The sequence below is a fragment of the Wolbachia endosymbiont (group A) of Hedychridium roseum genome, assembly GCF_964028325.1.
GTDB lineage: Bacteria > Pseudomonadota > Alphaproteobacteria > Rickettsiales > Anaplasmataceae > Wolbachia.
The window spans coordinates 309,668-336,531 of record NZ_OZ034755.1 but is presented as its reverse complement, the minus strand read 5'-3'; the positions used below and the strand labels follow the sequence as shown (position 1 = coordinate 336,531).

The 26,864-nt window shown below is 36.3% G+C and carries 23 protein-coding genes, 4 tRNA genes and 1 pseudogene; 16 read left to right on the top strand and 12 right to left on the bottom strand.

The features are described from left to right. Positions 1 to 147 precede the first annotated feature (147 nt). Complete coding sequence (alaS, locus tag ABWU23_RS01525; protein WP_353270683.1) at positions 148 to 2,757, top strand: alanine--tRNA ligase; 2,610 nt, start codon at positions 148 to 150, stop codon at positions 2,755 to 2,757. A 902-nt stretch (positions 2,758 to 3,659) separates the two neighbouring features. Here alaS and gatA read toward each other — a convergent pair. Then, entirely contained in the window at positions 3,660 to 5,129 is a 1,470-nt protein-coding gene (gene gatA, locus ABWU23_RS01520) for an Asp-tRNA(Asn)/Glu-tRNA(Gln) amidotransferase subunit GatA (RefSeq protein ID WP_264688431.1), read from the bottom strand. Between the two features lie 98 nt (positions 5,130 to 5,227). Between gatA and ABWU23_RS01515 the strand changes: the two are divergent. From ABWU23_RS01515 to gpmI, 4 genes and pseudogenes are all read left to right on the top strand, one after another. Further along, positions 5,228 to 5,339: pseudogene (locus ABWU23_RS01515) on the top strand (IS5/IS1182 family transposase); the annotation flags it as partial. Positions 5,340 to 5,374: 35 nt separating this feature from the next. Then, positions 5,375 to 5,566 (top strand): hypothetical protein, encoded by a 192-nt coding sequence (locus ABWU23_RS01510; protein WP_253309452.1) that lies wholly within the window; start codon positions 5,375 to 5,377, stop codon positions 5,564 to 5,566. A gap of 19 nt (positions 5,567 to 5,585) precedes the next feature. Next, positions 5,586 to 5,657: transfer RNA gene (locus ABWU23_RS01505), tRNA-Asn, on the top strand. Between the two features lie 33 nt (positions 5,658 to 5,690). Then, positions 5,691 to 7,265: a 2,3-bisphosphoglycerate-independent phosphoglycerate mutase gene (gene gpmI / locus ABWU23_RS01500; protein ID WP_264688433.1), complete on the top strand. Its 1,575-nt coding sequence runs from the start codon at positions 5,691 to 5,693 to the stop codon at positions 7,263 to 7,265. Positions 7,266 to 7,296: 31 nt separating this feature from the next. Here the strand turns inward: gpmI and fabD are convergent, their stop codons facing one another. Further along, positions 7,297 to 8,277 (bottom strand): ACP S-malonyltransferase, encoded by a 981-nt coding sequence (gene fabD / locus ABWU23_RS01495; protein ID WP_253309450.1) that lies wholly within the window; start codon positions 8,275 to 8,277, stop codon positions 7,297 to 7,299. Between the two features lie 128 nt (positions 8,278 to 8,405). On the opposite strand from fabD, the gene rpmE reads away from it, so the two are divergent. The 3 genes from rpmE (at position 8,406) to ABWU23_RS01480 (ending at position 11,292) form a co-directional block, all read left to right on the top strand. Continuing rightward, entirely contained in the window at positions 8,406 to 8,618 is a 213-nt protein-coding gene (gene rpmE, locus ABWU23_RS01490; protein ID WP_353270682.1) for a 50S ribosomal protein L31, read from the top strand. A 27-nt stretch (positions 8,619 to 8,645) separates the two neighbouring features. Beyond that, positions 8,646 to 9,440 carry an NAD kinase gene (locus tag ABWU23_RS01485; protein ID WP_264688435.1) on the top strand — a complete coding sequence of 265 codons (795 nt, stop codon included), beginning with the start codon at positions 8,646 to 8,648 and terminating at the stop codon, positions 9,438 to 9,440. A gap of 91 nt (positions 9,441 to 9,531) precedes the next feature. After that, positions 9,532 to 11,292, top strand: coding sequence for a hypothetical protein (locus ABWU23_RS01480; RefSeq protein WP_353270681.1), 1,761 nt, complete (start codon positions 9,532 to 9,534; stop codon positions 11,290 to 11,292). Positions 11,293 to 12,154: 862 nt separating this feature from the next. Here the strand turns inward: ABWU23_RS01480 and ABWU23_RS01475 are convergent. The 3 genes from ABWU23_RS01475 to mnmE form a co-directional block, all read right to left on the bottom strand. Beyond that, positions 12,155 to 13,171, bottom strand: coding sequence for an NAD(P)/FAD-dependent oxidoreductase (locus ABWU23_RS01475; protein WP_353270680.1), 1,017 nt, complete (start codon positions 13,169 to 13,171; stop codon positions 12,155 to 12,157). Positions 13,172 to 13,339: 168 nt separating this feature from the next. Continuing rightward, positions 13,340 to 13,427 (bottom strand) — tRNA-Ser (locus ABWU23_RS01470). A 47-nt stretch (positions 13,428 to 13,474) separates the two neighbouring features. Then, a complete protein-coding gene (gene mnmE / locus ABWU23_RS01465; RefSeq protein ID WP_264688437.1) occupies positions 13,475 to 14,803 on the bottom strand; it encodes a tRNA uridine-5-carboxymethylaminomethyl(34) synthesis GTPase MnmE in 1,329 nt (442 codons plus the stop codon). Positions 14,804 to 15,016: 213 nt separating this feature from the next. On the opposite strand from mnmE, the gene nuoI reads away from it, so the two are divergent. From nuoI to infC, 4 genes are all read left to right on the top strand, one after another. Next, complete coding sequence (gene nuoI, locus ABWU23_RS01460; RefSeq protein ID WP_038199316.1) at positions 15,017 to 15,499, top strand: NADH-quinone oxidoreductase subunit NuoI; 483 nt, start codon at positions 15,017 to 15,019, stop codon at positions 15,497 to 15,499. Positions 15,500 to 15,564: 65 nt separating this feature from the next. After that, the gene (locus ABWU23_RS01455) at positions 15,565 to 15,753 is read left to right on the top strand and encodes a hypothetical protein (protein WP_187297136.1); all 189 of its coding nucleotides are present in this window, start codon (positions 15,565 to 15,567) and stop codon (positions 15,751 to 15,753) included. After that, positions 15,750 to 17,651, top strand: a complete 1,902-nt coding sequence (thrS, locus tag ABWU23_RS01450) for a threonine--tRNA ligase (protein WP_253309443.1) — start codon at positions 15,750 to 15,752, stop codon at positions 17,649 to 17,651. Before ABWU23_RS01455 ends, thrS begins: the two co-directional genes overlap by 4 nt. Before the next feature lie 12 nt (positions 17,652 to 17,663). Further along, positions 17,664 to 18,182, top strand: a complete 519-nt coding sequence (gene infC / locus ABWU23_RS01445; protein WP_353270679.1) for a translation initiation factor IF-3 — start codon at positions 17,664 to 17,666, stop codon at positions 18,180 to 18,182. Between the two features lie 28 nt (positions 18,183 to 18,210). On the opposite strand, the gene nuoF is transcribed toward infC, so the two are convergent. Both nuoF and ABWU23_RS01435 read right to left on the bottom strand, forming a co-directional pair. Next, on the bottom strand, positions 18,211 to 19,464 hold the full coding sequence (gene nuoF, locus ABWU23_RS01440) for an NADH-quinone oxidoreductase subunit NuoF (RefSeq protein WP_253309962.1): 1,254 nt from the start codon (positions 19,462 to 19,464) through the stop codon (positions 18,211 to 18,213). 19 nt (positions 19,465 to 19,483) lie between these two features. Beyond that, positions 19,484 to 19,556 (bottom strand) — tRNA-Lys (locus ABWU23_RS01435). 442 nt (positions 19,557 to 19,998) lie between these two features. On the opposite strand from ABWU23_RS01435, the gene ABWU23_RS01430 reads away from it, so the two are divergent. From ABWU23_RS01430 to ABWU23_RS01415, 4 genes are all read left to right on the top strand, one after another. Further along, positions 19,999 to 20,074, top strand: a tRNA-Ala gene (locus ABWU23_RS01430). Between the two features lie 198 nt (positions 20,075 to 20,272). Beyond that, positions 20,273 to 21,805 carry an MgtE intracellular N domain protein gene (locus ABWU23_RS01425; protein ID WP_353270678.1) on the top strand — a complete coding sequence of 511 codons (1,533 nt, stop codon included), beginning with the start codon at positions 20,273 to 20,275 and terminating at the stop codon, positions 21,803 to 21,805. 62 nt (positions 21,806 to 21,867) lie between these two features. Next, positions 21,868 to 22,182, top strand: a complete 315-nt coding sequence (locus ABWU23_RS01420; protein ID WP_253309440.1) for a hypothetical protein — start codon at positions 21,868 to 21,870, stop codon at positions 22,180 to 22,182. Positions 22,183 to 22,303: 121 nt separating this feature from the next. After that, positions 22,304 to 22,732 carry a hypothetical protein gene (locus ABWU23_RS01415; RefSeq protein ID WP_253309439.1) on the top strand — a complete coding sequence of 143 codons (429 nt, stop codon included), beginning with the start codon at positions 22,304 to 22,306 and terminating at the stop codon, positions 22,730 to 22,732. Between the two features lie 77 nt (positions 22,733 to 22,809). Here the strand turns inward: ABWU23_RS01415 and ccmE are convergent, their stop codons facing one another. From ccmE to ABWU23_RS01390, 5 genes are read right to left on the bottom strand one after another with little or no spacing between them, the layout of a single operon-like run. Then, on the bottom strand, positions 22,810 to 23,202 hold the full coding sequence (ccmE, locus tag ABWU23_RS01410; protein ID WP_253309438.1) for a cytochrome c maturation protein CcmE: 393 nt from the start codon (positions 23,200 to 23,202) through the stop codon (positions 22,810 to 22,812). Then, complete coding sequence (locus ABWU23_RS01405) at positions 23,186 to 23,323, bottom strand: hypothetical protein (RefSeq protein WP_253309437.1); 138 nt, start codon at positions 23,321 to 23,323, stop codon at positions 23,186 to 23,188. The genes ccmE and ABWU23_RS01405 overlap by 17 nt, the downstream gene beginning before the upstream one ends. Then, positions 23,320 to 24,042 carry a biotin--[acetyl-CoA-carboxylase] ligase gene (locus tag ABWU23_RS01400; protein WP_253309436.1) on the bottom strand — a complete coding sequence of 241 codons (723 nt, stop codon included), beginning with the start codon at positions 24,040 to 24,042 and terminating at the stop codon, positions 23,320 to 23,322. Before ABWU23_RS01400 ends, ABWU23_RS01405 begins: the two co-directional genes overlap by 4 nt. Positions 24,043 to 24,059: 17 nt before the next feature. Then, positions 24,060 to 25,424 (bottom strand): NADH-quinone oxidoreductase subunit N, encoded by a 1,365-nt coding sequence (locus ABWU23_RS01395; RefSeq protein ID WP_353270677.1) that lies wholly within the window; start codon positions 25,422 to 25,424, stop codon positions 24,060 to 24,062. Further along, complete coding sequence (locus tag ABWU23_RS01390; RefSeq protein ID WP_253309434.1) at positions 25,421 to 26,863, bottom strand: NuoM family protein; 1,443 nt, start codon at positions 26,861 to 26,863, stop codon at positions 25,421 to 25,423. The genes ABWU23_RS01395 and ABWU23_RS01390 overlap by 4 nt, the downstream gene beginning before the upstream one ends. Between the last annotated feature and the right edge of the window lies 1 nt (position 26,864).

Sequence of the window (26,864 nt, the reverse complement as noted above, 5' to 3'; positions counted from 1 at the left end):
ATGAGGTAAATTTATCGTGAATATATTGATTTTTCCTTACCACAAGGTGCATATCACTAGAAGTTCTGAGATCTAGAGAGTGGTGGTATTGTAATTGATTTTATTTCCATTGCAGCTTATTATTCATGAATAATCTCAATAAAAATAATGAAGTTAAGTGAAATCAGAGAAAGATTTATAAAATTTTTTATAAGTAATGGCCACGAACAGGTTTCTTCTTCTCCTTTGATTCCAGAACATGACCCAACACTCATGTTTACAAATGCTGGTATGGTGCAGTTTAAAAATATTTTTACTGGTGCTCAAAAAACTGAAATGAAACGTGCTGTCTCAAGTCAAAAGTGCCTAAGAGCAGGCGGTAAACACAACGATCTTGAAAATGTTGGCTATACAACTCGGCATCACACATTTTTTGAAATGCTCGGAAATTTTAGCTTTGGTGATTACTTTAAGGAAACTGCGATAGAATTTGCGTGGAAATTTATCACTAAGGAGTTATCTCTTGATAAAAACAGACTATCCATAACCGTCTACCATACTGATGATGAGGCGTACGAGATTTGGCGTAAGATAAGTGGCTTTTCAAGTGATAAAATCATAAGAATTGCAACGGACGATAACTTTTGGAGTATGGGAAGCACTGGTCCATGCGGTCCATGTTCTGAAATTTTTTATGATCATGGGAGTCCTAATTTACAAGACGACGATAGAATTGTTGAAATCTGGAATCTGGTATTCATGGAGTTTAACAAAGATGAAGAAGGTAATTTACACAAATTGCCAAAAAAATGCATCGATACTGGAATGGGTCTTGAGAGAATAGCTACTGTAATGCAAAATGTCCATGATAACTATGATATTGATCTATTTTCTGCTCTGATCAATAAATCTCAAGAGTACTGTGGAAGAACGGAAAATAAAATAGCGCATAAGATCGTAGCAGATCATCTTCGCGCGGCTGCATTTCTCATCGCAGAAGGAGTGCTTCCTGGAAATGAGGGCAGGAATTACGTATTACGCAGATTAATTAGGAGAGCCGCGCGTTATATCCACCTGCTTGGATATAATGATTCTCTACTCCATCGCATTTTTCCGGCGCTGATAGATAGCACGAGTTCGGCTTATATGGGAGATGTTTATCCTGAATTAGTCAGAGCCAAAAGCTTAATAGAAACGACGTTAAAATCAGAGGAAGAAAACTTTAAAGACACTTTGATGAAAGGTATCAATCTTCTGGAGAAATTCACTACAGATTTAAAATCGGGCGATACTTTACCTGGAGAATCAGCATTTAAGCTATATGACACCTATGGGTTTCCTTTGGATATTACACTTGATGTTTTAAAAGAGAAAAAAATAAATTTTGACCAGAAGGGTTTTGATAATGCAATGGGAGAACAAAAAGAGAGAGCACGTGCTAAATGGGCTGGATCTGGTGAAAAATCTGTTGAGCAAGTATGGTTTGATTTGATCAATAAATTTGGCAAAACAAAATTTGTTGGTTATGAGTTCAATGAAGTAAGTGATGCGAAAATACTAGCTATAGTTTCCTCTAAAAATGAAGTGATTGATTCTGCAAAGGAGGGAGAAAAGATAATCATTATACTTGATAAAACACCTTTTTATGGCGAGTCAGGTGGACAGGTGGGGGATACTGGCAGTCTGATCAAACCTGGTAGAAGTATTATTATAGTCGAGAATACCCATAAGGTTAATGACCTATGTTTGCACAGATGCATAGTTAAATTCGGCTCAATTTGTAAAGGTGATGTAGTTACAGCAAGCATCGACAAGGAAAGAAGGCAAACCTTAAGAAGAAATCATTCGGCTACGCATCTTCTGCACTTTGCATTGAGGAAAATCTTGGGTGATCATGTCACTCAAAAAGGTTCCCTAGTTGCACCAGATAGACTGAGATTCGACTTCAGCCATAACACTCAAGTGACTCAAGATCAGTTATTCTGGGTAGAGGATATGGTAAACTCTCTAATCAGAGAAAATCTTTCTGCATCTACAAAAATTCAAAGCATGAATCAGGCAATAGACGAAGGAGCCATGGCGTTGTTTGGTGAAAAATATGGTGATCAGGTTAGAGTTGTAAATATTGGAGATTCGAAAGAGCTATGTGGTGGCACGCACGTTGAACATACTGGAGAAATCGGTTTATTTAAGATAGTAACAGAAAGTTCTGTTGCTTTTGGAGTGAGGAGAATTGAAGCTTTAACTGGTCAGGAAGCAATCAATTATGTACGTGATAATGAAATTAACTTAAAAAAAGTTGCAGAATTCGTAAAAGTGCCAGTAAGTGAAATAACAAGCAGATTAAGTGTTTTAAGTCAAGAACACAAAAAATCCGAAACCAAAATAAGAAACCTATATAAAAAGCTTGTGAGTGAAGAGAATATAAAAAGCACTGAAATAAATGGAATAAATTTTATAAGCCACACTTTCACTGATATTCCAGCAAATGTGATAAGAGAGTTTGTTTTGCAGCAACAAAAACCAAAAACGGTAATAGCTTTCACGGCAACAGAAAAAGATAAAACAGTCTTGATTATTAAAGTAAGTAAAGACTTAATCAATAAGATTAGCGCAAAAGAACTAATATCAATAGCAGTTGAAAAGAACTGTGGTGGGAATGCTGAACTTGCACAAACAGGCTGTGATAGCAATAAAATAGATGATGCCATTACAGCCATTTATAGCAAAATAACCGCTTCTAAGCACTCTACATCATACCGCCGCGGTATCTCTTAGCCGCTAACAAGTAGCAACTGTTCTCCCTCGTCATACCGTAACGGTATCTCTAGATCCCGCTAACAAGCAGCGGGATGACGAGGTTATCGTCACATGCCGCCGCGAACCGTCATACTGCCGCAGATCGTCATACCGCGATTCATTCGCGGTATCTCATCCGCTAACACGTAGTGGGATGACAGCAGTCCTACGTCATGCCGCCGCGAACCGTCATACCGCCACAGACCGTCATACCGCGATTCATTCGCGGTATCTCTTAGCATAGATCCCGCTAACAGGCAGCGGGATGACGGTTGTCATGGTGTCATGAAAGTAGCTGACACTGGTTTCTATCCAAGAGGGTGTCATCCGAGTAGCTTGACTACTTGGATCCAGAAAACTTAACTTTAAATAAGTGGCTGCATAATAAAGACTAGATTCCAGCGTCACGTGCACAACTGTACGAGCGTTGTGATTTTGGCCCATCAGGAGGGTGTCATCCCAGTGCTTGACACTGGGATCCAGGAATTTTAATTGTAAGTAAGCATACTGAGTTGATAAGTATAAAAGTAGCTAGAAAATAAACATTTTTGATGAGATTATATGGAAAACTGGATTCCAGTGTCAAGCACTGGAATGACAAGAAGAGGGTACTTGGATAAGGGGCATTGCCCTTCTGGTAGGCCCAAATCACAATGTTCGTACAGTTATGCGTTATGCGCTGGAATGACAACGTAAGGTGAATTTTTCAACATCCCAAAATTACAGAATTTAGTCTGTTTAATTAAGTGTGAACTGTTACACGAAAATTTTGTAAACAGATTAATATGCCCTGTTTTTGCTATTCATCTAAAAATGGAGCCATAGAGTACGTTGATGAGCATAAGCAAATTTTAATGCAAAAATTACTATCAGAAAATAGATTACGCAAGAGGTCTAATTATTCTGCCGCAATTTTGCTCTATCAAACTTGCCACATTTAATATTCCAGCTTCGTCATAATAATTTCCAATCACTTGCAAGGCAAGTGGTAAACCCTCATTGGAAAGCCCAACAGGAACAGAAATAGCAGGCAATCCTGCAAGACTTGCTGGCACGGTAAACACATCATTGATGCACATAATTAGCGGATCTGGCTTTTCATTTAAGCCAAAAGCTTCTGTTGGAGCAGATGGCACAAGTATGTAATCTATTTTTTCAAACGCTTTTATAAAATCATTTCTGATTAATGCTCTAATGCACTGCGCTTTTTCGTAATATTCATTATAATGACCTGAAGAAAGCGCATAAGCGCCAATTAAAATTCTTCTTTTCACCTCTTTACCAAAACCTTCTGCTCTTGTTAGTGAATACATTTCTTCAAGGGTATCAGCATCAACCCTTAATCCATAACGCACACCATCGTAACGAGCAAGATTGGATGAAGTTTCAGCAGAACAGATTAAATAATAGACCGGTATTGCATATTTAGTATGTGGCAGAGTAATGTCAACAACTTCAGCGCCATTTTCTTTTAAATAGGAAGCAACTCTTTCCCAATTATGAACTATTTCCTCTGAAATTCCATCCATCCTATATTCTTTTGGTATACCAATACACTTACCCTTGACATCACCATTTATAAAGCTAGAAAATTTAGGCACTGGCTTTTCGCTCGATATTGAATCTTTTTTATCATAGCCACAAATTGCTTCCAGCATTAATGCTGAATCAGAGACAGAACGAGTAATGACTCCTGCTTGATCCAGAGAACTCGCAAATGCAATCATACCAAAACGCGAGCATCTTCCATAAGTTGGCTTTATTCCAACTACTCCACAATAAGCTGCTGGTTGGCGTACAGATCCACCGGTGTCGCTTCCTAACGCTCCAGCGCATAAAAATCCAGCAACCGATGCTGCAGATCCACCAGATGATCCACCAGGAACAACTTTTTCCCCATCACTTTTTCTAATCCACACATTTTCAACAGGGCCAAAATAGCTGTTTGTGTTCGCAGAACCCATAGCAAATTCATCCATATTAAGCTTACCGAGCATGGCTGCTCCACTTTTTAAAAGCAAGTCAGACACCGTAGATTCGTAAGTCGGAACGAAATTTTCCAGCATTTTTGAGCATGCTGTTGTTTTTATTCCTTTTGTACAGAATAGATCTTTGATGCCAACTGGTATACCCATGAGCGGCGAGATTAAATCATCCTTTTGCCTAGAGAAATGTTCATCTGCAGCTTTAGCAGCTTTCATTGCTATCTCTGGGGTTTTTGTTATAAATGCATTTAATTTCTCATTTTCAACCGCACTGATGTGCGCCTCCACGAGTTCAACAGCGGAAAAACTCCTTTTTTTGAGCCCGTCATGCATTTGTGTAATACTTAACTTTTTTAGTTCATTCATCAATATTTAATTTTTAGCAAGACGTTAATTATAACATGGCACGATAAAAAATCCATACATTTATAGTTACAGCTAGAAATATAGCTAAGAACCTGTACATAATTGATGCTCAGAGTGTAAAGAACGCAGATACTGCTGAAGAAAAAGGCTATGACGCTGGTAAAAAAATCTCAGGGCCATATCGCAGTTGATACTCAAGACATGCAATTTATGTAGCAACTGCAGGAACAACTAGTGCTGTGAGAATGGTCAACAATGCAAAAGAAAACCTTTCTGGAGTTAAAAATATACTGGTTGATGCGGGCTATACAGGAGAGAATTTTGCAACTCAAATAAAAGATATTATTGGTGCAACTGTTGAAGTAATAAAGCGAAGTGAATTTGAACAGGCTCTTACAAAGTATACAAAAAACGTTTACAATCAACGTTCAACGTGATAAATTAAAGACGGTTTATTCCTCGGTAGCTCAGTGGTAGAGCAGTTGGCTGTTAACCAATTGGTCGCTGGTTCGAATCCGGCCCGGGGAGCTCTTCTCTGTGAAATTCTAGTGTTAATCTTATATGGGCATTAAATCAGTTGTCTTATGTATACTAGATGGCTGGGGAAATGGAGTAGAAAGCAGTAAATATAATGCTATTAGCAACGCAAATCCACCCTGTTGGCAATATATTAGCTCTAATTATCCAAAATGCAGTTTGTCCGCCTGTGGAACTGATGTTGGGTTACCTGGTGGTCAAATAGGTAATTCAGAAGTTGGCCATATGAATATTGGCAGTGGTAGAGTAGTAATGCAAAGCCTTCAGCGCATTAATCAAGAAATTGGAACAATAGAAAACAATGCAAATCTACAAAGCTTTATTAGTAATCTAAAAAGTAAGAACGGAGTATGCCATCTGGTGGGATTAGTGTCAGATGGCGGTGTTCATTCGCATCAAAAGCATATTTCGACTTTAGCAAATAAAATATCACAGCATGGAATCAAAGTGGTGATACATGCATTTTTAGATGGCAGAGACACATTACCAAATTCAGGAAAAAAATGCATTCAAGAATTTATAAAGAGTATAAAGGGAAATGACATAAGAATTGCTACTGTTTCTGGGCGTTACTATGCTATGGACCGTGATAACAGGTGGGAGAGAACAATTGAAGCTTATGAGGCTATCGCATTTGCAAAGGCACCTCGTCATGATAATGCAGTATCGTTGATTGATGAAAATTATCAAAATAACATAACTGATGAGTTTGTCAGGCCCGCAGTAATAGGTGACTATCAAGGTATAAAACCAGAAGATGGAGTGCTGTTGGCTAACTTTCGTGCTGATCGAATGATACAATTAGCAAGTATTTTACTAAACCAATCAGGTGTCATTCCAGCGCGTGACGCTGGAATCTATGGTCAAACTACTCGTACGACAGAAGGTCGTAAACGAAAACCATTTTCTTCAATTCTAAGTATGATGAAGTATAAAGAAGATCTTAAAATTCCTTATATTTTTCCTCCTATATCTTTTGCTAACACTTTAGGACAAACAATAGAAGACAATAAATTGCAACAATTACGCATCGCCGAAACCGAAAAATACGCTCATGTGACTTTCTTTTTCAATTGTGGAAAAGAAGAACCTTTCTCTGGTGAAGAAAGAATACTCATTCCCTCACCAAAAGTTCAAACTTATGATTTGCAGCCCGAAATGTCAGCCTTTGAGCTCACAGAAAAGCTTGTAGAAAAAATTCACTCCCAAGAATTCGCACTGATAGTTGTAAATTACGCTAATCCTGATATGGTAGGGCATACAGGTAATATAAAAGCAGCCGAGAAAGCTGTGCTAGCTGTAGATGATTGTCTTGCGAAAGTGCTGAGTGCTGTTAAAAAGTCAAGCAACACTGCATTAATTGTTACTGCAGACCATGGTAATGTGGAATGTATGTTCGATGAAGAAAATAATACACCTCATACAGCGCACACTCTAAATAAAGTGCCATTTATTGTGTCTTGCGATAATCTAAAACTAAGAGACGGAAGATTATCTGATATCGCTCCCACTATTTTACAGCTACTTGGAATTAAGAAACCGGATGAAATGACAGGCAGTTCGTTGATTTCTTGCATTACCCTCTGTCATTCCAGCTAGGCAGCGTCATGCGCTGGCAAATAGATGTGTTTTAACTTAACCCAACTTTTAAATTTTTCGCTGTTAGTACTAATGATTCATTAAAGAAGCTGTCTATATCACCAATATTACCTATACTTTTTGTACTGATAGATTGGTCAATCCTTTTGACTAAATTAGATAAAACTTTATTAGGGCCAATTTCAACAAATTTGTTAATGCCACGGCTTGCCATATACAAAACCATTTCTCTCCATTTCACTCTGCTTATGACTTGTTTAGCAAGTAAAGCTTTTATAACTTTGGGATCACTCTCCTCTTTAGCTGTAACATTTGATATCAAAGGAACTATAGGACGGGTTATTTTAATACCCTCCAAAAATTCCAAAACTTTTTCATCAGCAGGTTTCATAAGAGATGAGTGAAAAGGTCCACTAACCTGTAACTTAACTAATCTCTTGATGTTCAAGTTCTTGAGCAAATCGGGTAATATTTCAAGACCCTCTCTAGTACCACTTATAACCACTTGTCCGCCACCGTTATCGTTTGCAATTTCACAAATTCCGTCAATTTGAACTGATTTCAATATATCTTCCACTTCATTTATCTCTGCTCCAAGCAACGCAACCATTCCCCCTTCACATTTCAAAGAAGCTTCATGCATTGCTTCGCTGCGAACTTTCAGCAGCTTGATTGCAGACTCAAGAGTCAATGCCCCTGCAGCACATAGCGCTGTATATTCACCGACTGAATGTCCACAAACATATTTAATTCCATAATTAGAAAAAAGAGATTCACCAAACACATGCTCGATAACGCGTAGCGTCGCAATTGACACTGCCATTATAGCTGGCTGAGCGTTTTCTGTAATGGTTAATTCTTCAATAGGACCGTTGAAGATTAAATGAGACAGCTTTCTACCCAATATGCTATCCACTTCATTAAATACTTGTCTTGCAACGGAAAACTCACTATATAAGCTCTTTCCCATTCCTACAAACTGAGAGCCCTGACCAGGGAAAGCAAAAATCATGATAACTATTATTTATTCCTTATTAAGTATAACATTTTATTTATTTTTTGTCAATATTTTAGAATAATGATTGACTTAGTGAATTAAGTTCACTAGAATATTAACTGACTAAAAGTTTATAAGCAACAATGGCAGAAATTGATTATCATAAGGTTACTATAGTCATGACAGATGGTCAAGAGTTTGAAACTCGTTCCACTTATAGAAAGGAAGGTGATAAGATAAAACTTGATAGGGATCCTCTCACTCACCCTGCATGGACTGGAAGTTTGACAAGCGGGTCAGCAAGTAAAACTAGCAAATTAGCTAAGTTTAACGATAAATATGGGGATATTTTCTAGTTTTTCGCTTCTTTTTCAGAGTGAAGCATGCATAAATACAAAAATATAGGCTATATCGCTTCTGAGTCACCAAAATCGCAGGAAGTATCTAAACTATTAAAGAAACTTAATTTTATCAATATAACAGAAGAAAATAAGTCCGAAATCGATCTATTGATAGTTGTTGGCGGTGATGGCTTTATGCTACGCACCTTGCATAATTACGTTATAGAAAACAAAAACACACACGTATACGGAGTAAACACTGGCAATGTTGGGTTTTTGATGAATAAATGCTTTAGCCGCAGTGAAGATTTAATTGATCATATAGAGCACGCAACTTCAACTCAGTTAACTTTACTAAAAATGGAAGCAACAGACACAAGTGGCAAGAAATACCACTATATAGCGGTAAACGAAGTATATGTTTTTAGGAAAGCAAACCAAATAGTAGAGATGAATATTACTATTAATGATAAACTAAAAGTAGAAAAATTTAGAGGGGATGGAGTAATATTATCTACTCCCACAGGCAGCACTGCATATAACTTCTCTGCCGGTGGCCCAATCTTGCCACTAAATTCAAACTTACTTGCACTGACCTCCATCAATAGCTATTACCCAAGGCATTGGAATGGAGCACTAATCTCAAATGATACGATCGTACAAATTGACATTAACGACACAAAAAATCGTCCAGCGCTTGTAGTATCAGATTACAAAGAGTTTCATAATATATCACAGATAAAAATACAAAAAGACCATGAGAACACAATCACTCTGCTTTTTGACAAAGACGACTCACTCAATGAAAGAATCTTTGATAGGCAATTTCTATACTAAATTTTTCATAATTATCCGTAAACTGGTATTTACTACATCTTAATAACTATAGCGTAATCAACACAACATAGTAATTAATTTTGGAGTAAATATGGGACCAGTAACGAATCTACCATCGTCTGAAGAGAATGCACTATTAATATTTGACTTTGATCAAACAATTACAAATAAGTCTATGCGCAATTTCTTTACATCCAAGGGATATGATGATTATGATTCTGGCAAAGAAAAAGCAGTAATTAAAGAAAAAATAGAAGAATTTTTACAAAAGGAAGGCTCGGGAATCAAAAATAAAGAAAAGCTAAGGTCTGTATTAGATTCTGCACTTTCAAGCGGAGTAGAAGTTGCTATTGTATCGTCTGCAAAATACATAAAAGCAGTAGAGTATGTAGTGAAAAATCATTTAGGCTTAACAGAAGAGCAGGCACAAGGTATTAAAGTAGTTGGAGGAACGACTAAGCGTCAAGATCCACTAAATTCAGCAGAAGTAGCTAAAAGAATGAATGAGCCTCAAGATCCACAAATTGGAAAACATCTATGTGTTTTATCTCTTTTAAAAGCATATAAGAAAGACAAAGGTATGTTACCGCAAAAAGTCATGTTAGTTGATGGTAATCAGCGGGGCATTAATCCTGCTGATGACTTTTATAAAAGCATCAAGGAAGGATTATTAGAAAAAGATATGAAGGGTCTCTTAGAAAATATAGATCAAGAAATAGCGGAAGTTGATGTCAGGGAAGAGGAAATAAACAATATTGCATTTAAAGGGATTAATGTATCTAGTGAGCCAACAACAGGAACAGACGGAGCAGCGGATGATGGTTATTTAGGCAAAGTAGAAAAATGGATTGGAGAACCTATACCGAATCCTCAGGATATTAAAAGTCCAGGTACGTTTCCAACTCCTCCACCATCGTATAAAAGCAAAGATGACTCTGAAGAGTCTTTGTCACTAAATTCTGATATAGGTAGCACAACAAATAAAAAAACAAACAGATCCTGGCCAAGAGCAAAATATGCCATGCAGCAGAAGGGCTTTATAATTTTTGGTGCAAGTGCTATTATACTTGGCACATCTGCAGCTTTATTATACTTACAAGATAAAGCAAAATTTATTGCATTTTTTACAAACAGCCCAAAATATATCACTATACCAGTTATCGCACTTGCTGCGTTGCTTGCAATTAGTCCAATACTTTTTGCAATAAGGCAATTTAGAGATACTGCAGAGCATAAAACTCAAGAAAAAAATGCGGATGGAATTTTAGATGAGGTGTTAAAGCATCAGCCAGAAAATAAAGCTATAAAATCTGTAAGATTAGAGTATAACAACAACACTCATTCAAATTTTATATTTAATGCTTGGGAATCTAAAAACGACTTCATTAACATTGATGAAAAAGTAATTAGTAGAACTAATAAAATAGAATCAGTAATTAACAATAGGCCACTATTTACTGCATTACTGACCGGTGTAGTTGCTGCAAATATAGCACTTCCTTTATTGCTGTACGCGGAAGGCGGTGTTAATAACGTACAAAAATTTTACCAAAACCCTTTGACTAATAACATAGGGTTATCATTGCTTATAGGCTCAGGTGTACTTGCATTATTAGTTGTATGTTTTGGCGTGCATTATTATAACAAAACAAATTGCACTAACCTTATATATTCTCAGGAAAAGATTAACACTGAAAGCGTTAACAAGAAATTCATTGAAGAAATAAAACAAGAAAGAACAGAGGTTCTTGGAGAAAACCACAGTAAAGATGCTAAACGCAGCAGCTTAACGCTTGAGCAAGTTGTAGTCCAATCTCATAATTGTAAGGATGTTGTTTATAGTGTCGGTTAATAAAATGCATGATATAGCTAGTGCAACCCTACGTCATACCGCCGCAGAATAATTAACCGTCATACCGCCGCGGTATCTCAGCCGCTAACAAGAGATCCCGCTAACACGTAGCGGGATGACGAATATACCGCCGCGGTATCTCTTAGCCGCTAACACGTAGCGGGATACTTAACCATCGTCTACACCGTCATACCGCCGCGGTATCTCAGCCGCTAACAAGAGATCCCGCTAACACGTAGCGGGATGACGAATATACCGTCGCGGTATCTCTTAGCCGCTAACAAGTAGCGGGATACTTAACCATCATCTACACCGTCATACCGCGATTCATTCGCGGTATCTCGCTAACACGTAGCGGGATGACAGCAGTCCTACATCATATCGTCACGGTATCTCTTGGCCGCTAACAAGCAGCGGGATGACGGTTGTCGTTTAGCTACAAATGTTAAGAAATTTACTAAACGAAAAAAAAGGCAAAAGAAGCCCTAGTCATTGTCTATTTTCAGTATTGGCGTTTTTTAAGCCTTAAACACTGCAATTTAGCTGCTTTTAAATGCAACTAACCTTAGTTTAAATGTTTAAGAAATTTACTAAGCAGAAAAAAAGGCAAAAGAAACCCCGTGGTAATTAGTGTTCACTCCCTAATCCTGCAAATTGGCGTACTATACTGTCTTAAACGACTTATAAGCGCGTTTCAGCTTATATAGGTAAAAACCTAGAAATATTGTGAAGACATAAGGTGCACATAGTGCAAAAAATTAAAAATAAGACGCCAACTACGTTGTTTTCTTGCTGTTTAATCTGCACAGATGAAGATAACTGAATACCTTCAGTTTCATGATAAGGGGGCTGGCGAAGGGTGTCAAGTAAGTTTTTCTTTTCCGTGAATTCCCTTTGAAGTCGAGTATTGAAAATTGACTGGAGAGTTGTGGATTACTTTGTATATGTCATAACAAGCCATGGCACTCTCGGCAAAACCACTTAGTATCAACTTGAGTTTGCCTGGATAAGTAGCTATATCTCCGATTGCATATATTCTATCTCTACTGGTTCTAAGTGTAGCTGGGTCGACAATTATGCGGCCATGTTCTAACTCTATACCCCAACTGTTTATTGGACCAAGATTCATTGACAATCCAAAAAATGGCAGCAAAGAATCAGCGGATATTTCTTTTTCTTCCTTAGAGGCAATGTTTTTTACTATCACTGCGCTCAACTGCCCATTACCTCCTGCTAGTTCGTGTAATTGATATGGCACTACCAGTTCTATCTTTCCATCATTTTCAAGTGATTCTAATTTATTTCTAGTTTCAGGAGTGCAGCGAAATTCCTTTCTTCTATGTATCACATAAATTTTCTTTGCAACTTTAGAAAGTTCTACAGTCCAATCAGCTGCAGAATCACCCCCCCCTGCAATGACTATAGTTTTGTCCTGAAAATCAGAAATTTTATTTACACTGTAAAATACAGATTGATTTTCATATTCTAATATACCACTTAAGGGTGGACGGTTAGGTTCAAACATTCCGTTACCTGCAGCAACAATAACAGCCTTACATTTTACCTCTGTACCTGTGTTAGTTATGATAGTAAAGCTTTGATCACAGTTATTCGAAATCTTTTCCATTTTTTGACTTAAATGGTAAACAGGCTCAAATGGTGAAGCTTGCTCCATTAATTGCTCAATTAATTTTTGGGCAGTAATTACAGGATAACCAGGTATATCATATATTGGCTTTTCTGGGTAAAGAGCTGTGCATTGTCCTCCTGCTTGATCCAAAACATCTATTATATGACATCTCATATCAAGCATTCCTGCTTGAAAAGCAGTGAATATTCCAATAGGCCCTGCACCTATTATTACTATATCGGTTTTCATATTCAGATGGTAATCTATTTATAGATATTAGCTTTCTTCGCTAATAAGGTCAATTTACAAAGGGATGTATTTTTAAAAGATGTGGCTAGATTAGATAAGATTTCCAGCGTTATGAACCACATAGTCCAAATAAGCTCTAAAAATCAGCTAACATCGCGGGATGCTGTGCGGACGGAATGGGATTCGAACCCATGGTACGCTCATCACGTACGTCAGTTTTCAAGACTGGTGCCTTAAACCGCTCGGCCATCCGTCCATTTCTTTTCTATCACAACATTTGATTTTAAGCAATCTATAAAAGCTTTACTTGCCCACGCAAAAGTTGCTAAACACACTACTCAATATTTCCTCAACATTAATAATTCCAATCACCGCACCAAGTTCAAATGCAGCAAGCCTCAAATCTTCAGATATCAACTCAATTGGATTATCGATATTAAAACGTTGTAAATGTTCCAGTGCTTTCTGCATGTGACTCCTATGTCTTTGCCGAGTAATCACAGGAGTGTCTCTATCATGCCCAAATTTTTCCTCTGCCTTCTTTTTTATGAGAGAGATCAACTTGTTTGTACCTATTCCCTTTAAAATAGAAATAGGTAGAAAATCTACATCGCCAATCAGTATATTTCTGTCATTAATTGCATCGTCAGCTTTGCTCAATACATAAATAGTATCGCTATTTACAACGTTGCAATTGATATTATAACGTTGTTCAAAAGGAAATAGTTCTATTCTTAGATCAGCTTCAAAAGACCTCTTTTTTGCTCGACTTATGCCTTCTGATTCTATCGGGTCTGAACTCTCACGAATTCCAGCAGTATCAGAGAGAATGATTGGGTATCCGCCAATGTCAATATGAGCTTCAAGCACGTCTCTTGTTGTGCCTGCATATTCAGAAACAATAGCAATATCACGCTTGGCTAAGAAATTAAATAGAGTTGATTTACCGACATTTGGTTCACCAGTTATTACAATATGTAAACCCTCACGCAACCTTTCGCCCCGTCTATTATCATTTAAATGCTCTTGTATCAACTGCACGAGAGATTGCACTTCATTATTAATTTTTTTCAATTCACTTTTTTCTGCCCAAATGTCCTCTGGAAAGTCTATATATGCTTCGATTTTGGATTGTATCGTTATTAATCTTTGCCTCCAATTGCTGTATAGTCTCTCCAATTCTCCCGATATCTGCTTAATCGCTTGTTTAGCTTGCATTTTCGTCTCAGCATCAATTAAGTCTGCAATCCCTTCTATTTGCGTTAAGTCAAATTTACTATTTAGAAAAGCCCTAAGTGAGAATTCTCCAGGCTTGGCCATAACGAAAATTTTTGATAATTCCTCCAAGATGATTTTTATGACTGCCTTGCTTCCATGCACTTGTAACTCTATAACGTTCTCGCCAGTGAAACTGTTTGGAGCAGGGAAATAGATGATTATTCCATTATCTATCAATTGATTGGAATCATCATATAGATCAACTAAAGTAGCAAATCTTGGTTTAATTTCTTTCTTAATATGAAAATGATTTAAAGCTTTAAGCGCGTAGTTGCCTGAAATTCTGATTACTGCAACTCCTGACTTACCCAATACGGTCGATAAAGCGAAAATAGTTTCATTTGTGTTTGTCATTATTTATATAAACTACTTAGCAATATTACACTTAAGAAACCAAAATACCTAATTTGAAAATATTCAAAATTTTTATCTATCTTGCTAGTTTATAGTAATATCATATTAATAAATACATTATATAAAAAACTGCAAAGGTCACTCAGGTGAAAATATTTATTTTGAAAACTGATAATATGATTTATAATTATCAACATAGGTTTTAAATATTTTATGCTCAAGAAATTAGCTTGGTATTGGTCTTTTGTAGAGTTAATTAAAGGGTTTGTTATTACATTAAAATATATGTTTAAGCCAAAGGTTACTTTGAGGTATCCTATGGAGAAGGGCCCTTTAAGTCCAAGGTTTCGTGGTGAGCATGCGTTGCGTAGGTATCCAAACGGTGAAGAACGATGCATAGCTTGTAAATTATGCGAAGTTATCTGCCCTGCTCAAGCAATAGTTATTGAAGCAGAGGAAAGAGAAGACGGTAGTCGTCGCACCACGCGCTATGATATTGATATGACAAAATGCATATACTGCGGACTTTGCCAAGAGGCATGTCCAGTTGATGCAATTGTGGAGGGTCCTAACTTTGAATTTGCTACTGAAACAAGAGAGGAGCTAATGTACAATAAAGAAAAGTTATTGCGTAATGGTGAAGTTTGGGAAGACGCAATTGCACTCAGGTTAAAAAAGAATAGACCGTACTACTGATGTTAAAAATTTATAGCTTTCAAATCATTCCTCTGTTACCCAGGTGCTGTTTTTCTGTCATTTCAGTGTTCCTTTTTTTGTCATCCCAGTGCGTGACACTGGGATCCAGGTATAAAAATATTTGTAAATTGTGCAATGGACAACAGATTTTAGGAGCATACGTTAAACTAATTTCCATTATAAAAATAAGATGGATCCCAGTGTCACGCACTGGGATGACAAAGAGAGGGTTAGACAAAAGGGTCGATAAATGATTAAAATTACTTTTCCAGCTGAAAAAAGAATAGAAGAATATGACGATAAAGTCACTGGCTTTGATATATTACAACTGGATGCTTTGAAAGAAGCAGTTGCATTGAAAGTAAACGGTGAGTTATATGATCTCTCACGTGAAATTGAATCTGATACAGAGATAGAGGTGATACAACTGAGTGACGAAGTGGGTTTGGACATAATAAGGCACGATGCTGCTCATATAATGGCGCAGGCAGTGAAAGAGCTATTTCCTAATACTCAGATTACTATTGGCCCAACAATTCAGGACGGTTTTTACTATGATTTTGCTACAGATCGTACCTTCACTACGGATGATCTTGCTGCAATAGAAAAGAAAATGAAAGAGATTGTAAAAAGTAATCACAGATTTGTTCGAGAGGTTTGGACTCGCAAGCAGGCAGTTGATTTCTTTAGTGGTATAGGCGAAAAATATAAGGTTGAAATTATATCCTCTATACCAGAGAGTGAAAACCTAACTGTTTATAGACAAGGCGATTTTGTTGACTTATGCCGCGGTCCACATTCTCCTTCAACTGGCAGAGTCAAAGCGTTTAAGCTTATGAAAGTTGCAGGAGCATACTGGCGTGGTGATTCTAAGGGTCCAATGTTACAGCGAATATATGGCACCGCATGGAGAAATAAGGATGAATTAAACGCTTACCTTGAGTGTCTCAAAGAAGCAGAAAAACGTGATCACCGCAAAATTGCTAAGGATATGGATTTATTTCACATCCAAGAGGAAGCTGTCGGGCAGGTTTTTTGGCATGAACAAGGATATACTCTATATAATGTTCTTGAGTCTTATATAAGAAAGAAATTGATAAATAATGGCTATTTTGAAGTAAAAACTCCTATTTTGGTAAGTAAAGAACTGTGGGAAAAGTCGGGACATTGGGATAAATTTCGTGAAAATATGTTCATTGTTGATGAATCTGAAAGCAAAAAGCTAGCAATAAAACCTATGAATTGTCCTTGTCATGTGCAGATTTTTAATTCTCACACGAGAAGCTATCGTGATCTACCAATACGTATGGCAGAGTTTGGTACATGCCATAGAAATGAAAGCTCAGGCTCATTGCACGGACTGATGCGAGTGCGTGGTTTTACGCAAGACGATGCACACATTTTTTGTATGGAAGAACAAGTAAATTCTGAAACTGTAAAGTTTTGTGACCTTTTAAAAGAAGTATATTCAGAGCTTGGATTCAATGAAATTTCTGTGAAATTTTCAGACCGTCCAGATATTAGAGCCGGTAATGATGAAGTGTGGGATAGAGCTGAAAAAGCGCTGCTTGAAGCCGTTAAAGAAGCGGGCTTGAGTTATGAACTGAGCCCTGGTGAAGGTGCATTTTATGGTCCAAAGTTAGAGTTCGTTTTGAAAGACGCAATAGGCAGAAATTGGCAATGTGGAACATTACAAGTTGATTTCATTTTACCAGAACGTCTGGGAGCTTTTTATATAGGGGCAGATGGGCACAAGCATCACCCTGTCATGTTACATAGGGCAATTCTTGGGACTTTTGAGCGTTTTATCGGAATTTTGATAGAAAATTATGCAGGAAAATTTCCAGTTTGGCTTGCTCCAACGCAACTTGCTATTCTGACCATTACAAATGAAGCTGACGGTTACGCCACAGAAATTAGCAATATTTTAAAAGAACAAGGTGTGAGAGTCAAGACTGATTTGACCAATGAAAAAATTAGTTATAAGATACGTTTGCATAGTTCAAACAAGGTTCCTATATTATGGATTATAGGCAAAAATGAAGTTACAAGTAAAACTGTGTCAGTGAGAAATTTAGGATCAGAAAGACAGGAGTCTTTTTCTTTGGAAAAGGCTACTGAATCGCTGTTAAAAAGTGTTAATTTGAATTAAGGGAGTTAAAGTTTGCAAATAAAAAAGAACAATAAAAATAGAATTAATGAACTCATCACAGCTAAGGAGGTACGCTTAGTTGATCACAGTGGTGAAATGGTCGGAATTGTGCCAATAGAACAAGCTTTGGCATCTGCTCAGAATGTCGGTTTAGACTTGGTGGAAATTGCACCTGATTCAACTCCTCCAGTATGTAAAGTTCTGGATTACAGCAGACAAAAATATGATGCAAAAAAGAAGGCAAGTGAAGCAAAAAAGAAACAAAAAGCATTAACTATAAAAGAAGTTAAACTGAGTCCCAATATTGGTGATCACGACTACGAAACAAAATTGCGTCAAACAATGGATTTTCTTGTGCATGGACATAAAATTAAAGTTACAATGAGATTTAGAGGGAGAGAGCTTATAAACACTGAAGTTGGACTGGAAAAATTAGAACGGCTAATTAGAGACACTGAAGATATTGCAAAGGTAGAATTAGCACCTAAAAGAGAAGGAAATCAATATTTTTTAACTTTGGTTGCTAAGTAGCAAAACGGCTTAAGAAGTATAAGTAGAGTTAAATTATCGCTCTCTCTTTGATAACATGGCGAAAATGTCTTATTAATCCTTGAATCGGCCAAGCTGCAGCATCACCAAGCGCGCAAATTGTATGTCCTTCTATTTGAGTTGTAAGGTCAAGCAGCTTATCTATTTCATCAGGCTTAATATCTCCTGCCACCATCCTCTTCATAATCCTCCACATCCATCCAGTACCTTCACGGCATGGTGTGCATTGTCCACAGGACTCATGCATGTAAAAGTGTGATAACCTCTCTATTGCAGCTATTATATCAGTTGATTTATCCATCACTATTACAGCAGCAGTACCAAGCCCTGATTGTGCGGTTCTTAATGAATCAAAATCCATTTCAATAGTATCGCATATAGATTTTGGAATTAATGGCACTGAAGACCCACCAGGTATTACAGCAAGTAAATTATCCCAACCCCCTCGCACTCCACCTGCGTATTTTTCAATCAATTCACGTAGTGGAATTCCGAGCTCTTCTTCAACATTACACGGGTTGTTTACATGTCCTGAAATACAAAAAATCTTAGTACCAGTATTATTTGGTTTACCAAGAGATGCAAACCATTCTCCTCCGCGATTTAGAATATCTGGAACCATGGCTATAGTTTCAACGTTGTTTATTGTGGTTGGACAGCCAAAAAGTCCAACACCTGCGGGAAATGGAGGTTTCATGCGAGGAAAGCCCTTTTTTCCTTCAATTGATTCGAGTTGAGCTGTTTCTTCCCCACATATGTAAGCTCCTGCACCCCTATGGATAAACACATCAAGATCATAACCTGATTTGCAGGCATTTTTTCCAATTAAGTTTTCTTTATAGGCTTCCTCAAGTGCTTTTTTTAGAACTAAATATTCATTATAAAATTCACCCCTGATATAAATATACGCAACTGATGCGCTGATCGCTTTGCCGGCTAGGAGAATTCCCTCAAGTAACTTATGTGGCTCATATCGCAATATATCTCTATCTTTACATGTACCAGGTTCTGACTCATCTGCATTGACTACTAAATATGCTTTTGGGAGATTTTTGGGCATAAAGCTCCACTTAAGGCCGGTGGAAAATCCTGCACCCCCTCGACCTCTCAAACCAGATTTCTTTACTTCATCAATGATCTTTTCTGATCCTAAATCTAGTAACTCCTTTGTTTTTTGCCAGCTACCACGTTTTTTTGCACCCTTAAGTAGTGGAGTTTCTTTACCATTTAGGTTGGTGAATATTTTGTCTTGTTCTTTTAGCATGTTTTTCAAAATTTGTGAGTGATCCCGACGCGATTCGAACGCGTGACCCACTGATTAAAAGTCAGTTGCTCTACCGGCTGAGCTACGGGATCATTTCATTTTTCAGCTATACTAAACATCAATACAGTTTTTATCCGTTTTAATCAAACTAAAATTTTCATGTGTGGTTAAATAAATTATATAATATACTGCGTTAGTGATAATTTAGTTAAAAAATCTATGGATAATTTAAAAAATTTTTAAAGGAAAACTTCTTGTTAATTTTCAGTTCACAGATTTATTTGGATGGTGTGAAGTATAACGCTAAGGAGATAAGAAAAATAGAAAACTGTATATACCCTGCAGAATTTGTGCACTATTATAATGCTTAGCAATAGCCTATAGCTAACACGTCACACTGCTGCAGATAGATTCCGCTAACACGCAGCGGAATGACGGTTTTTCAAATTGTCAGTAAATCTAAGTCAGTTTAGCTATAACAGATAAATATTTCTTGCATTTCAGCCTGAGTGATTTATGCTTTAAGCAAGAATTGGGGGCATAGCTCAGCTGGTAGAGCATCTGTTTTGCACGCAGAAGGTCAGCGGTTCGATCCCGCTTGCCTCCACCAATATAGGTTCTAGCATATCATAAAGTCAGCTTATTTTAGCCCATTAGTATTTTATACTAGTTCCCTAAAAAATCCCTCTTTCTGTAACTTTTCTTTATGCAAGTAATGTTTGTTATTATAATTCTAATATATACCAATTTAATAATAAATTAATCAATAAATGTTAGAATACTAACAGTTAATTTATTGGTAATGCCTATGAGTGGAAAAAAGCATGTTTTTAAGATGGTACCTGGAAAGTCTCTTGTGATAAGCGAAGGAATGACATGCTATCCAGGCAAAAATGTTTGTTTAGGAACCTCTTTTTCTGGCAGAGATAATGCTGATGTGAGTAGACCATACAAAATTGCTAAACTTGCTTTTATACCGCTGAATGATAAAAGTGAAGAGGTGCTAACACTAAACGTAAACTTCTGTCAATTTCATAACGGAACGTATACTTGTCTTAATGAATCGGGACAAAGTCTGAACGCTAATAACTGGTATAACCGAGATGCCACTAATAATTCTCTTATATACCTTAATGATCAGCTAGTAAACGTAGTAACTAGTGTAGGAGATAACAGTGAAAGATACAGTAGTGTGGATTTTCTTGCACAAGCTGTATCGTATCAATACGTAACGCGAGACGAAAGTGGTAAATACTATTTCTCAGATAAAAAAGGAAATATTATCGATTCACCTTACAATACAGCGCTGCAAAAAAACGTAGCACCTTGTAATGCAGGGGAAATAAAGGAAATAGTGAATAATATGTTACTTGATATACCTATTCAACTGCAAAAAATAATTTTTGAACTGAATTCAAATCAACTCCAGATTTTAGCACAGAATTTAACGAATGAGCAGCTGCAAAAAATAATTCCTGAACTAAATTCAAACCAGTTGCAGGTCTTAGCAGAGAACTTAATGGATGAACAACTCCAAGCTTTAGTGGATCATCTAACCAATCACCAGCTAAAAACCCTTGCTCAGGAACTAAATCCAGAAAAGTTACAAATAATTGTTCCTCTTTTAGATAAAAATCAGCTTACAAACCTAGTGAAAGACTTAAATCTAGACCAAGTAAAAGAAATTTTCCCTCATCTTAAAATGAATCAGTTTCTGGAGGCTATCAAGACAATAAGCAATGATCAGTTTGTAGAACTAATAAAAGATGCAGATGAGAAAAGTATAAACACTATTTTGGACGAAACGTTGAAAAATCGACTTCCAGCCCTAGTACACAATTTAGAAGGAGATAGATTACATGATTTAATTAATAAGCTAGACCACAAGAAACTTGCAATAGTAGCTGGAGATTTAACTGATCCTAATAAGATTCAGATTATCATTAAGTCTTTAGTTGATAACCCAGACAAACTTCAAGCTTTTGCTCGCAATATGTCTAATGAGCAGTTTAAAGAACTTTTGGATAACATAGGCACAGAAGAGCTTAAAGACATCATTCACAAACTGCCTTATGAGAAAGTGACAGCTGTGATTGGTGATCTCAGCAATCAAGATCAGTCTAAAGCTATTATTGATGCATTAAAAGAGAAGTTTGATGAACAAAACAAGAAACAAGAGGAAATGAAAGAAAAACTTGAAGAACTTAAGGAATTGCTGGAAGGTGATGATATAGTTAACCCCAATCAATTTAGCTATCAACATTCTTCTGTAGTAAATGAAGAGTATTACCTTAACAGTAATGATGCTTATACTGTTCAGGATTACTCCATATCTGTTTAGCAGATTACAGAAGATAATGAATAACATTATTTTTAATATTATTATTTAAGGAGTTAATAAACATGAATAATTCAACAGAAGATAAAAAATTTAATGTGGAGTTAATTGAGGCACCATTAAAAGAGATAACAGGAACTAAAGGGATGGTAAAAGCTGACACATTTGTAGAATCAGTCAATCCCATAATAAAACATATCAATAATGTAGTAAGCCAAACCACACAGCACTTATCTACAATAAAGAAGGAAATTGGTGATAAAGATTCAGGTTTAATTGGGAAAATCGATAAATTGAGAGATGAAGTAGATTCATTCACGGATTCTGACATAACAAATCCCAACACCTTTTTTTCTCCAGAGTTAAATCCACTAGGATAGAAAATAGCTAATAATTAGCAAAAATAAGAAAAAGTAATAGCCCAGTGGGCTATTACTTTTTTCACATACCATTTCAAGGTAACTAGTTAGTTTTAAATTCTAATTTTTTATAGGAGTTAATATGAGTAATTACAGTGTAAAAGAAAGCGAAAGCAACTTTGGAGTAACAAGCAGAATGAGCGGTACCAATCGTAGAATAATAAATGACATAGAGGTCAAAATTAAGCCTAAATCTTTTGAAGGCAATAAAGAAAAGAATGCGTCGGTCGATTACGTCCACAAAATTCTAGATAAACTAGTCAAAGATTTAAATGACACATTTGTTCCTAAATTGAATGACGTGTTGAAAGGTCATCAAGATTATATGGATGAATTGTATGATAATTCAAATAGGGTTGAAGAGCTAGTTATGGATAATAAGAAGGATCTTAAATTTTTGAAAGAAAACTTTGACAACCTAAACGAAGAGGTTGGAAAATTAAAAACAGGAACAACTGGTGGTGATAACATAGATGAATGGGAAGCGCCAACTCACTCTGATATATTATAGTAGTTAGGAAAGTAACAGCTTGCTAGCAGGCTGTTACTCTCTCTACATATCGTTTCAATACAGCTGAATTAGGGAATCTATTTTAAAACTTTCGGCATATAGTTCTCATCATGTTTTGCAAACACTGTATCTGCAAGAAAAGTACTATTATCAAACATTTTACCTTGCACAACAACACCACTTTTTTCTGAAAACATTGGTGGAAGTATTCCCTGATATTTCACCATAACGCTCTTATTAAAATCTGTCATTTGAAAAATCACTTCGCTTTCGCTCCGTATCACACTATTTTCAACAACCATTCCACCAACACGGATTGGCTTTTGATTATTTGGTAAAACTATTGCCTCACTTACTGTATAGAAAAATGAGATATTTTCTTTGAGCGTTGTTAAAATAAAAAAAACTGCACAACTTAAAAAGCAGAAAATTCCTGAAGTTATAAGTAATCGCTTATGTTTCTTCTTCATTATTACTTTTAAGGCTTTCTAAGATTTTTTTACTTTTAATATAGCAAGAAATGGTAAAAATTAGCTCTCCAGCAATCAGCGTGAAACTAATAAGGTAAGCAAAAATTACATATGTATTCATAATGCATTATCAATAAATAACTCACCTGCATCAAAATAAATTAAGCTTCCATCCTTTTGCTGCAACACCAATTTACCACTTTTATCTATATCAGCAAAAATTCCTTCATACAATTTGTCAGCTAACTTTACACTGATTTGCTCATTCATTTTGAATGCTTTTTTTAACCACATTTCTCTTATAGCATAAAACCCATCAAATAGCCATTGCTTTCTTAGCTTATTAAAATTTATTATTAATTCCTTTAACAGATCCATGTTAGACACAGATTCACCGTAATTGCTAATGCACGTTGTTCCTGGAAGTGGTGCATGATTGACATTAATTCCAATTCCTATAATGAGCCAATTCGAATTGGATCTTTTTTCAAGCAATATTCCACTTATTTTCTTGCCATCGATTAGAATGTCATTTGGCCATTTATGTTGAACGTTACTGTCACTTATAAATGATAGTAACGTGTTGCCAACAGCAAGAGCAGTAACAAAAGTCAATTCTGTCAATTTGCTGACATCCGTTTCTTGGTTAATTATCAAACTCGCATAGAGATTACCCTCTGGAGAAATCCAGCTTTTTCCAGTGCGTCCCCTACCTTCTGTTTGTTTATCAGCAATAATGACAGTTTCATTTGATATTCCTTTATCAATTAAATCTAACGCTTCTTCGTTAGTGCTTGAAACTTCTTTGTAATGATGAATATGAAAGCCCTTAGGGATCACCTTGTCAGCCCTTTAGTTCAATGAGTGAGTAAAACGTATAAGAAAAGAACGAGGTTGATAAGTGAAGCCACTGAAGTGATAATGAATAGACCCTTAGAATAAGCAACCTTATTACCACTAGCTTTATCAAAATACATAACTTTCATGATATTTAAATAATAGTAGCATGATATCACACTCGCTATTACAAGGATCAAAGACAGGCTGATAAAGCCAGAATTTATTAAACTTTTGAATATAAAAAATTTAGCGATAAAACCTGCAAGTGGAGGTATTCCCGACATCGAGAGTAACAGTACAGAAAGATGAAATGCTACAATTGGGTGTTTCTTCCCTATACCAGATAAATTTGCAATATCACAATCGTCATCGTCAATTTGTACGAGATATGAGAATAGTCCTATGCTTGTGATGATATATATCACCAAATACATTAAGGCACTATCTGTTCCTGCTTGTGTAAAAATAGAAAGTGAAGCAAATATAAAACCAATGTGACCAATTGAACTGTAAGCAAGCAGCCTTTTTAAGTTTTGCTGACGCAAGGCCCCAAAAGCTGAGATAAGCACAGACAATGCTGAAACGTATAAGAAAATAGGCTGAACATAACTTTTTACATTTACTAACTCTTCATTCATCAATCGAATTAAAAATGTTACAAGTGCAGCTTTTGGGGCCGTAGAAAAAAACGCAGTTACTATGGTAGGTGCACCTTGATAGACATCTGGAGCCCACATATGAAAAGGAGCAATAGCAAGCTTGAAACACAAACCAATAAGGATAAAAACTAACCCAAAAACTATTCCATAAGTTATCTGATGGTTTTGCAAGAATGAACAGAGCTCAGAGAAATTGACTTGTCCTGTATATCCATAAAGCAGCGACATTCCATATAGCATAATGCAGGAAGATAGTGCACTAAGTGTAAAATATTTCACTCCTGCTTCACATGAATAAGCTGAATCTTTATTAAAGCTCGCAAGAACATATAAAGATATACTCATCAACTCAAAAGCTAAGTAAAAAGAAATCAGACTATTTGCTGAAACCAAAGTTATCATGCCAAATAGCGCAAAAAGAATCAGTATTGAAAATTCATATTTATAGTCATATTTTGATAAATTCAGCATCAAAAGTATTAAAATTCCTGTGCTGAGAATTAACCCTTGGGCTGAACTGATGTATAAATTGAGTTTTAACAACGAATTAAAGAGAAAAATTTCATTGTTTTCTGCCGAAATAATTAAAATAATCAAAGTTACCACTGTGCAGCCAAGTGCTAATAAGTTGATAGTTCGGCGGTTAAATATAATTCCAAGCAGTAGCAACACTAACGAGGAGATAATAGAGAACGTTTCCGGCAATATCTGTATATAATTCATAGCGCATTATATTTGACTAACAAATTTGCCATACATGGCTTCAAATAATTCAGTGCAAGGGTTGGGTAGAATCCAAGCAAAATAACAAACACTGCAAGCAGAATTAAGACAGAAAATTCTATGCTATCCAAGCGATTATTTAATAATTTAGAATAGCTAACCCCCCATATTATTTGCTTACATAAATTCAGCATATAAACTGCGCTTAAAATAGTGCCAAGTGCGATAAATCCTGTAAAAAAACCTATGCTCTTAAACATTCCAACCATAGCCAAAAACTCACCTATGAACCCAGATGTTCCAGGTAGCCCTATTGAAGCCATTGAAAACAAAATGAACATAAAACCAAATTTTGGCATTGTATTTACTATGCCAAAGTACTTTGCAATCTCCAAAGTTCCAGTTCGAGTATATAGCATTCCAACACACAAAAATAAAGCAGCAGAAATAAGGCCATGACTAATCATTTGAAATATGCTACCCAGTACTCCTTCCTCACAAAATGAAAAGAGGCCAGCGGTAACGATTCCCATATGTGCTATTGAAGAATAAGCTATTAACTTCTTTATATCATCTTGAGCAAACGCAACTAGAGAAGCATATATCACCGCAATAATGCTCAGCACAACAACGAAATTTGAAAAATACAAACTTGCCTGAGGAAGCATTGGAATAGAAAACCTTAAAAATCCATATCCCCCCATTTTAATAAGCAAGCCAGCTAAAATCACAGACCCAGAAGTTGGTGATTGCACATGCGCATCAGGAAGCCAAGTGTGAAATGGAAACATAGGTACTTTTATTGCAAAAGAAATAAAAAATGCAATCCACAGCAATGACTGCACTTCAAGATCAAGGCTTGGCACTAATGTAGCTAATTTTTGTATACTAAACGTTCCAAAAACACTATAGATGTATACCAACCCAAGTAGAAATAATAATGAGCCAGTTAATGTATAAAGAAATAACTTAAACGTCGCATATATCCTTTGCTTCCCTCCCCAAATGCCAATAATAAAGAACATTGGTATTAAGACAGCTTCAAAAAACACATAAAAGCTTATAGCATTCAGTGAAACGAAAAAACCGACTACAAAACTCTCAAGCAGTAGAAATAATGCCATATAGGCTTTTAGGGTCGTATAACTCATTTTGCAATTATAGAGCATACAAATAACAAACAAGAAGGTCGTAAGTAGAAGGAAAAGCAACGATATTCCATCCACCCCTATTCCAATATCTCTTACTGGATAGCTGACAAACTGAAAGTCCGCATTGTTATAATCAAATTCTATACAAGCTACAATGCTAAGCAAAAATGGAAGTACAGCAAAAAATAGGGCAAGGAATCTTAAGTGTATAGATTGATGATTAATCCTGATCGAGGATAAAATCAACGCTCCTATCAGTGGAAGCAAGAATATACTAAGTAACAACACC